Origin of the sequence: Rahnella perminowiae (genome assembly GCF_019049755.1) — a bacterium.
Lineage (GTDB): Bacteria > Pseudomonadota > Gammaproteobacteria > Enterobacterales > Enterobacteriaceae > Rahnella > Rahnella perminowiae.
Map to the genome: position 1 here is coordinate 1 of NZ_JAFMOS010000074.1, position 574 is coordinate 574.

The 574-nt window shown below is 40.6% G+C and carries 1 protein-coding gene; it reads left to right on the top strand.

Translation table 11 applies throughout. The features are described 5' to 3' along the window. Positions 1-34 precede the first annotated feature (34 nt). A partial coding sequence (locus J1785_RS00370; RefSeq protein WP_217218532.1) for a glycosyltransferase family 2 protein occupies positions 35-574 on the top strand: 540 nt, incomplete at its 3' end.

Consider the following 574-nt stretch of genomic DNA (forward strand, 5'->3'; position numbering starts at 1 on the left):
TATACCGCAGGAATGCGATAATACCCCTCCTAGAATGGAAAGTGTGGTTCCATGCTATAATGAAAAAGAAGCATTCCCACACTGCCTAAAAGTATTAGGCGAGGTATTATGCAATTTAATTTCAACGCAAAAAATCGGCGCAGGCAGCAAGATAATTTTTGTTGATGACGGTAGCAAAGACGACACATGGGATCAGATTAAAGAAGCGTGCCAGAAAAACACTTTTGTCTCTGGGATTAAACTTTCTAAAAACCGAGGCCATCAGAATGCACTGATAGCAGGCTTAGCGAATACAACTGCAGATGTTGTGGTAAGTATAGACGCCGATCTTCAGGATGATGTTCGGTGCATAGAAACGATGGTTGAAAAATATCAAGAAGGTAATGATATTGTCTATGGTGTGAGGGATGATCGCTCCACCGACAGTGCATTCAAGAGAATAAGTGCCAATCTGTTCTACTCACTGATGGAAAAGATGGGAGTAAATCAGGTTTCTAATCACGCTGATTACAGACTGATGAGTCGAAAGGCTGTCGATTGTTTGCTTACGTTTAAAGAACAGAATATGTATATT